General features: G+C 50.0%; 7 protein-coding genes. 2 read left to right on the forward strand and 5 right to left on the reverse strand.

The window, feature by feature from the left end:
* Positions 1–307 precede the first annotated feature (307 nt).
* The 4 genes from BLP80_RS13860 to BLP80_RS13870 form a co-directional block, all read right to left on the reverse strand.
* Entirely contained in the window at positions 308–922 is a 615-nt protein-coding gene (locus BLP80_RS13860; RefSeq protein ID WP_256325114.1) for an SDR family oxidoreductase, read from the reverse strand.
* A gap of 119 nt (positions 923–1,041) precedes the next feature.
* A complete protein-coding gene (locus BLP80_RS15765; protein WP_176754381.1) occupies positions 1,042–1,203 on the reverse strand; it encodes a hypothetical protein in 162 nt (53 codons plus the stop codon).
* A 400-nt stretch (positions 1,204–1,603) separates the two neighbouring features.
* Positions 1,604–3,325 (reverse strand): di-heme-cytochrome C peroxidase, encoded by a 1,722-nt coding sequence (locus BLP80_RS13865; RefSeq protein WP_090544217.1) that lies wholly within the window; start codon positions 3,323–3,325, stop codon positions 1,604–1,606.
* Between the two features lie 659 nt (positions 3,326–3,984).
* Positions 3,985–4,533 (reverse strand): FecR domain-containing protein, encoded by a 549-nt coding sequence (locus tag BLP80_RS13870; protein WP_090544220.1) that lies wholly within the window; start codon positions 4,531–4,533, stop codon positions 3,985–3,987.
* 472 nt (positions 4,534–5,005) lie between these two features.
* On the opposite strand from BLP80_RS13870, the gene BLP80_RS13875 reads away from it, so the two are divergent.
* On the forward strand, positions 5,006–6,577 hold the full coding sequence (locus BLP80_RS13875) for a formate--tetrahydrofolate ligase (RefSeq protein ID WP_256325115.1): 1,572 nt from the start codon (positions 5,006–5,008) through the stop codon (positions 6,575–6,577).
* Positions 6,578–6,719: 142 nt separating this feature from the next.
* On the opposite strand, the gene BLP80_RS15350 is transcribed toward BLP80_RS13875, so the two are convergent.
* Positions 6,720–6,908, reverse strand: a complete 189-nt coding sequence (locus BLP80_RS15350; protein ID WP_143002306.1) for a hypothetical protein — start codon at positions 6,906–6,908, stop codon at positions 6,720–6,722.
* A gap of 48 nt (positions 6,909–6,956) precedes the next feature.
* On the opposite strand from BLP80_RS15350, the gene BLP80_RS13880 reads away from it, so the two are divergent.
* Positions 6,957–7,709: a sulfite exporter TauE/SafE family protein gene (locus BLP80_RS13880; RefSeq protein WP_090544224.1), complete on the forward strand. Its 753-nt coding sequence runs from the start codon at positions 6,957–6,959 to the stop codon at positions 7,707–7,709.
* The last annotated feature ends 184 nt before the right edge of the window (positions 7,710–7,893 follow it).

Raw genomic sequence — 7,893 nt, forward strand, 5'->3', positions numbered from 1 at the left:
TTCCTCATCATTTATATCCGTTTTGTATGACATCTCTTAGCTTACTATCAAAAAATCCTTGATTCTAATGGAAATCGTTTTGCCAGACAGCTTCTGAAGCAACAAGATATGGATGGCAAATGTGAGACCTTGTCTATAACCTTTTTTACTATCTATTCTGCAGATGATTACAGGCCTGCCTTAGGTCAAATTGCTCAAGCAAGGTCGCCCCAGATAGTTGACGATGCGGTTTTGTCTTGTCACCAAGGGATCTCGCTACCATCATAGCGAAAGAAACGCCCACTGTCCGCCAGGGTAAAAGCGTCGACTAGGGTGCGCATACTCTCGACACTTTTTTGGGGCAACAGCGGCCCATCCGCGTTCGCACCCAACCCGGATGCAGCAATAATACCCCGATCTGCAGCGGCCTTAGTTCCAATGAGAATCCTTTCATGGCAGCATTCAATGCTGCTTTGCTGGAGCGGTAGTAGTAACTGCCGGGACTTTCGATCTCAGCAATGGAACCCATGTGGCTGGTGATGGCGACGATCAGACGCTTTTGACTGCGTCGCAAATGATCAAGGAACGCGCGGCTCACGCGCAATGCGCCCATGGAATTAACGCGGAAAGTATGGGCCCAGGCTTCATAATCGGTAGCTTGATCCGGCCGAACGTATTTCTCGAAATAGATCCCCGCATTATTGATCAAGAGATCAATGGGATTATCCGCAAGTTCTCCTGCCAAGGCATTGATCTGATCGGGGTCGGTCACATCCAGACGATGTCTGGTTAAGGCACTGTTCTTGCTTTCCAGCCGTTGTAGCTCTTCTGCTTGTGCAGGAAACCGGCAAGTGGCGAAAACACGCCATCCGGCCTCTGCGTATTGACGACACCACTCCAACCCAAGACCGCGGTTACTGCCGGTGATCAGAACGGTTGGCATAATGGCGATGGCCTTCTGTAATTAAAGCGTATCCAGAAATTCCTTCCAACGCTTCCAAACAGCATTTCCGTATCCGCATGCCTATAAGCGCGTATGATCATGGTGGCTTTTTCAATCCCTTACAGTTCGTCGGCCTCGACGATGTCGAAGACACCAAAGTTTCCTATCATAGCTTTCCTTTCACTCAGCTTGGAACTTTGTGTCATGAATTTTTCTGATACCCATTGCCATATTACATCTCCGAAATAATAACAGGCTTTCTCCACGATATTGTGTTCCATTGAGGCTGGCTATACCAACGCTTTTCCGTATTGGGAAACATCCTATATTTTTTAGATATTCGATAGGAAGTGAAGGTTCCTAACCGCCCGGACTGAACAGTTTGCGAGAATTGTTCGCTCCATATTCGTTTGATGGCAAGACCATTTCTTCCCGCTGCCGATACAGGTGAGTGCGGTTTCAAGTAATGCCACGCCCAGCGCTTGGATTATTCGGATAACGCTTCTTATACTTTTTTGTTGATTCATAAAAAGATGAGCTTTTTGATCTATGCTGGAAAGACAAGGACGGTGTTGGGCGGGTAGGGCTCGCCCCAGTAAAATAAATTTCTACCGGGGGCGAGCTGCGTTGTTAACCTAACGCTTCTCCTGATAGGAAACAACCATTGTGATACTGCTCTATTTAGAGCGTTTTGAGATACTCAAGCAAGGCTTTTTTCTCGTCCGAGGAAAGCGTGGTGCCGAATTCGTGGCCGCAACGGCTGTTTCCAGAATTCCGGTCACTGCAATCCGTAGTTTGCAACGTATAGTCAAATTTGGTTTGCTCAGCGGCAATTCCGATGTTGGCGATATCGTAAGCCGGACCAACTTTGAACGAACCGACCCGTTCGGCTGCGGGTTTCAACAACTCTGCCAGCGTTGGCACAGATCCGTTATGAAGGTACGGTGCCGCCGCCCAGATTCCTTCAAGAACTCGGGATTCATATGCGTAAGTTGGTTTCTCAGACACTGCCGGTGCAATGTATGCATCCTTGAGAGAGTCCGTTTCCGGTGGAAACGGTGATTTCAGACCATCTGCCTGTGCCGCATCTTTGGCCTTCATCAGGACGGGAACGTAATGCTGGAGAATGGAGCCGAGAACAGCAGTTCCCAGAACGTTGAAAGCGGTATCGACTGGCTTGAGTGGGGCAGCGAGAAACGGGATTTTTGCACCTTCAAGCACACCCGTCTTCACGGTACGGCCGAGAATCTCGTATTCCTTGGAATCGGTACCGACATCCATGATTGGAGTTTTCCAGGTTTTTTGCTCGAGAAACCGGGTCTCACCAGGCGCGATACCATGGCAATCGGCGCAACCACCTTCCTCAGTCTTGCGGGCATAAATTGCTTTACCTTTGCTAGCAAGAGCCTGATCTACTTTCCATGGCCATTTGGGAGGGCCAATTTTTTTTATCAAATCTTCCAATGCGCCCAATCCCTGAAAATCAGCTGAGTTATTGGCTAGGTAATCGATTCCGAGCAGACGCCACGCATCCTTTTTAGGATGAAAAACACCAAATACTCCGTAAACTTCACCGAGATTCCGGGCGAGTCCCAGTATATCATTGCCATTACTGGCGAAGCCGGGCCACTGCGTTTTGTCCTGAATCGCAGCATTCCAGAGAAACGGATAGCGTACCGGTGCAGTGGCCGGCTGGATATTTTCAGGAATCATGTAGGTAGGCGAAGGGCCGATGTCTAACCCGGCGAGTCGGTTGAAGATCATCGATACGGCGTCAAGTCTCGCAGGCCCCCAAGGCTGTGCAGGAAGCGCGCGCTCTACCAAGGTATGGTAGGGCAAGTACCAAGCTTTCACCTCTTCTCGTAGCTTCTCCTTATCTTTCGAAGTTGGTGACGGACCGAGTACAGAATGAGCGAAGTCGGTGAATGCTTGCTGATTTGTCAAAACCGTGTTCACCGCAGTATCGAGATCAGCGAGGAAGCTTTGGAAATCAACGATTCCAGGACCGCCATCGATTCGATAGGAAGTACCGGAAACCTCGATTTGGCGCGTATGACAAGCGGAGCAATTCATGCCGATTTCCTGTCCGCTCTCCCCGCTGGAAACAGTAAATCCAACCGGCAATCCAGCGGGCCGGCTTGTTTCGTTGGGTAAATAACCATAACGACCAAGGCTTTCATCCATGAATGGTTTGCCATTTGGCTGCTTTAAGGCGACGATCCAGCGAAGTGGTATCAGCTGGGATCCCTGGTCGCGGCTATAGAAATCCTTTCTGGCAGAAGCTGTCCACTCTTTGCCTTGATCGACGATTACTGGTTCTGCGACAGATGAAATCGCAGGCAATAGCAAGGCAAATACTGAGGCGATACTGCCAATCCGGGATACAAACCCGATTTTCAACATTTACTCTCTCCTTGAAGAATGAATCAGAATATTCGTAAGTTCACCGCATCCTTGCCAATCTTTAATCATGTGTTGGCAGTGGATGAATCCTTTTCAGGCTAACGCCGCTCGCTACCCTGTGTACGGAAAGATAAGAATTTATGAGCAGATTAGAATTGATGACCAGGATTCGTCTTTTTTCCCAGTACTATCTTGGGTAACCACATGTGCTGCCAGTATCAAGCTTGGAATGGATGCGTGAATAGTATAGGACACGCCAAACGGGCGTGATAAAAGGAGAAGAGCAATTTTTTCTCGCTATTTGATCATTAGCCCGAATATTGCATAAATTCACGTGATGATCACGCAGGGTTTTGATTAATAGGGAAGTTTTGAGAAAGAGGGGTGTAGTGACTCATACACCCGACTGAGCAAAATCTTTCTTATTAATCAAAAGACAAGTGAGGGCACGTGCCAATTTATGAAATATTCGGGTTAGGGTGTGCTGAAAAAGCGATACGCCGTAGACCTGCTCATCAACTGAACGCTATGCGTTAATTTGAGTATTGAGTATTGCGTATTCATTTGCGCGACCAGATCGTTTGCCCGGTCTTTGCTGGCAGGGTGATTATCTTGCCTTGGTAATTTAAGCAGCAAGCTTAAATTTCTTATCTACATCATTATTGCTGAGAGCGCCAAGGCGCAATGTTTCGGTCAGTAATCAGCTGGTGTTTGCTGACGCTGGTATCATCAAAGTCGGCTTGCTCAGATGCATTGATTTGATATACCCCGGAAGCGACATGGATCTTGATGTATCCATCTGCAACGGCGATATGGTTATTGCCATCTTTCTGCATCTGGATACTGAAGCGCGTGCCAAAGTTCTTGATGATGGCATTGCCAACTTTGGCTTCAAGCTGATTGGTGGCGTTCTTTTTGATGTCAAAATAAACATTTCCCTTGAATAATTCAACTTGCAGCGGTTGGTCTTCTTTCACGGCTATAGAACTGCGCGTATCCAATGCCATATCAATACCGGGTGCTATCGCAGTGGCCAGTTGTTCTTCCGATGTTGCTTCATAAAATCGGATGCTAGGCGGTTTACCAAAATACCAGGTCATCAGACCGAGCATGATACAAACACTTATAATTGCACAATGCACTAAAAAACGTCGCCAACTGAAAACAAAGGTAAAGGGTTCTATCCCGGGTGGCTTAGGTTCTTGCATTTTATTTTGCAAAATATAGAATGAAAGTAGAAATTATATACTGACAGCTAAATTTTTTTAGCTTGGAATTTAGGGCTAATTCCCGATAAATGGGCATGGGTATTGATGCTTTCGTGGAGTGGTATCAGTAGGATAAACGCCGGAAGAACTTCGGGGGGTTATCTAAAAAGCATTGACGCGTTGCCGCCATGTCGCCGGAGGTTTGTCGACACTGCTATCGGAATAGAAACGAAACAATAGCCCGACCTTCTTATTTATTCGGTACTAACGTGCTGTCAGAGATGGATGATCATTTCGGCATTCACCCTATGGCCGTGAGTCGGGTTATGCGGCTATTCGAACAGAATAATTGGCATGAGTGTTGGAATGTTAGAATTGATGCTATTTTTACTTATTCTCTTCACCCTAATTTTTCATCATGCGCCCCATACTGGACATCGCCGCAGCCCTTGATCTGCAACCCAATGCACTGATGTGCTATGGCGAGTATATGGCAAAGCTTCGGTTGAGCGCCTTACCCAAGAAAGAGGCTAAGCCAAAAGGAAAAATCGTACTGGTTTCGGCGATTAATCCCACCCGCAGCGGCGAAGGAAAAACTACCGTTTCTATCGGCTTGGCACAAGGTCTTGCCCGCATCGGTCAGCGTACAGCACTTGCCTTACGCGAACCCTCGCTGGGACCCATCTTTGGCGTCAAGGGCGGCGGCACTGGTGGCGGCCGTTGCCAACTCGAGCCCTCGGCGCGCATCAATATGCATTTCACGGGGGATCTGCATGCCGTCGCTGCGGCACACAACCTGTTGGCCGCCTTGCTGGATAATGCCATTCATTTTCGCAGCGAACTCGACCTGGAGCACCGCCAAGTCTTCTGGCGCCGTGTGTTGGATGTGAATGATCGCGCCCTGCGTGAGACCGTGATTGGGCTTGGCGGGCGCCTCAATGGTGTCCCACGTGAGACCGGCTTCGACATCACCGCAGCTTCAGAAGTCATGGCCATTCTCTGTCTATCCGAGGATCTCGCGGATCTAAAAGCCCGACTCGGGCGCATCCTGGTCGGATTTGACCGCTCGGGTGATCCGGTAACGGCGCAGAGCCTGCAGGCAACAGGCGCAATGGCGGCTTTGCTGCAGGATGCGATTCTGCCGAATCTGGTGCAATCCACCGAAGGTGTGCCCGCTTTTGTGCATGGAGGCCCCTTTGGCAACATTGCCCATGGCTGCAATAGCGTGGTCGCCACTAAGACTGCCGCTGCTTGCGCAGACTTTGCTGTGACAGAAGCGGGTTTTGGCTTTGATCTGGGCGCCGAGAAATTTTTTGACCTGAAATGCCGCAGCTCTGGTCTATGGCCTAGTGTGGTTGTGCTGGTGGTAACCGCGCGGGCATTAAGAATCCATGGTGGCGGCGACCCCATCCACTCCGATCCCATCCAAGAAATCGAATGTGGCTTGGAACACCTGGAGCACCATGTCCACAGCGTGCGCGCCTTTGGCTTTGAGCCGGTCATTGCCATCAATTGCTTTGAAGGCGATACCTCGCAGGAACTGGCTGCCATTAAGAAGGGATGTGCCAAGCTTGGGCTGAATGCCGCCCTCTTTACCGGTTTTACCGATGGCGGCGCCGGGGCTGAAGCGCTGGCACGTGCGGTCACCATCGCTGCCGCTCAACCGACATCGCCTGCACGTTATCTTTATAGCTTGGGGTTACCTCCTGAGGAGAAGATTGCCGCCGTCGCTCGCACCATCTATGGCGCCAACGATCTCGAGTTCAGCCGCACTGCAAGAAAGGACCTGGAACGGGTTTACTTACTTGGTTACGACCGACTTCCCATCTGTATCGCCAAGACCCACCTGTCACTCAGCAGTGACCCAGCTCACGTAGGCCATCTCAGAGCGTTTGCACTGCCAGTCGAGTCGGTGCGTATCGCCGCTGGCGCCGGTTACCTGCTGGTACTGACTGGCGACATCGTCACCATGCCCGGATTACCCCGTGACCCGGCCGCACACCGTATTGACCTGTCCGATGATGGGGAGATTATGGGCATTTGACCACCCTGCATGTTGGTGTGGGTTATGCTACCGTGAGCCGGGCAGTGAAACAGGCGGAAAAGAGAAGGCAAAAATGTCAAATTCAATGGTAGACCCCAAGTGCCCTGATGAATTCTGGTGAGGCAAGAATGAGTTCGATGGTTTAGACGATGGGTTCTCGTTCGCTGACGGCTTTGTATTCCTTTTGGGCATACTGCCGGTGGTTTCCGGTCGCCGTAATCAGTGATGCCATTTTATCGGTCCAGCGGAATAATTCAGATGTCTTCTCGGGGCTGGCTGCATAGACAATTCCGCTCATGGACAGTAGTGCAACAAGTGACCTTGATAGCATCGTGTGGGAAATGTTTGAGATATATATTCAGTAACGCGAGGGGGAGCGGTGAATTGGAGTGAGCAGATCGTATTATTGCTGGTTTCACTGGCAGCCAACGCCTTTTCGGCCTTGGCCGGAGGTGGGGCGGGGTTGATTCAATTACCTGCCCTGATATTTCTCGGATTGCCATTTGGGATAGCGCTCGCTACCCATAAAGTCGCCAGCGTTGCGCTTGGCGTGGGTGCAACATTGCGTCATTGGCGGGAAAAATCGCTCGATATTCGCTTTGCCATCTTTGTAATGGCTACAGGCTTGCCTGGGGTGGTGGCGGGAGCGGCAGTGATTCTTAACGTGCCGGACCGCGCAGCACAAATGGCGTTGGGTGTACTGACGATTGGCATGAGCCTTTACTCATTTTTTACGCCGCAGCTCGGGATGACGGCAGACTCGCGGCATCGTGATCGACAGGGATACCTTATAGGCGGTTTGGTGTTGTGTTTGATTGGCGTGCTCAATGGTTCATTGACCTCAGGAACAGGGTTGTTCGTGACTCTTTGGCTTGTCCACTGGTTTGGATTGGATTACAAGCAGGCTGTGGCCTATACCCTGGTCCTGGTCGGACTGTTCTGGAATGGCGCCGGAGCGGTGACACTCGGCATGCTCGGTGAGATCAAATGGGACTGGTTACCGGCGTTATTAATGGGTTCGATGGTCGGCGGTTATCTCGGGGCACATTTCGCTATCGTCAAAGGGAATCGATTTATCAAGCGCAGCTTTGAGATCGTGACTTTTTTGGTAGGACTGAAATTGCTGGTTTAAACCGTGAATTCAATTTGTAAGTGCACCAAACTGTGCAGAGCATGACGGTTTAGGTGGATTGAACCATAGATTCCGCACTAGACAAGGATCGAGTCATTTTGCTGTGCGCCTTCTTGATTAAAAGGAGATAATTCTTTTTTAGCCAGAAAAGCGGGAAGGTAAACCATGACGCAACTGACCCAGA

The sequence above is a fragment of the Nitrosomonas sp. Nm132 genome, from assembly GCF_900100485.1.
GTDB lineage: Bacteria > Pseudomonadota > Gammaproteobacteria > Burkholderiales > Nitrosomonadaceae > Nitrosomonas.